This window comes from Cognatundibacterium luofuense (assembly GCF_018139685.1).
In the GTDB taxonomy this organism is placed as follows: domain Bacteria; phylum Pseudomonadota; class Gammaproteobacteria; order Burkholderiales; family Burkholderiaceae_D; genus Undibacterium; species Undibacterium luofuense.
The window spans coordinates 1-378 of record NZ_JAGSPN010000259.1 but is presented as its reverse complement, the minus strand read 5'-3'; the positions used below and the strand labels follow the sequence as shown (position 1 = coordinate 378).

Genomic DNA, 378 nt, shown 5'->3' with positions numbered 1-378 from the left:
AAATCAATATGCTCGATACTGAGCTTACCAGCCTCTACTTTAGAAAAGTCCAGAATGTCATTCACTATCCCAAGCAAAGACATGCCGGCATGGTGGATTTTTTCTACGTAATCCCGCTGCTTATCGTCGAGAGCGGTACGCAAGGCCAGATGTGCCATTCCTATAATCGCATTCATCGGCGTGCGGATTTCATGACTCATATTGGCGAGGAACATCGATTTTGCAGCGGTAGCCTCTTCGGCGTGTATCCGTGCTCGCTCAGCCTCCTTCAGTTCAGCCTGCATCTGCAAAGTACGCAAACGCAGTTGCTCTGCCATACTTTCCTGTAATTGGGTCTCCAGTCGCTTACGCTCTGTGATGTCCATCACCACCCAGACC

General features: G+C 49.7%; 1 protein-coding gene. It reads right to left on the bottom strand.

Features of this window, described 5'->3' with window-relative positions:
- On the bottom strand, positions 1 to 378 hold a 378-nt coding region (locus tag KDM89_RS20305; RefSeq protein ID WP_329604714.1), incomplete at both ends, for a histidine kinase dimerization/phospho-acceptor domain-containing protein.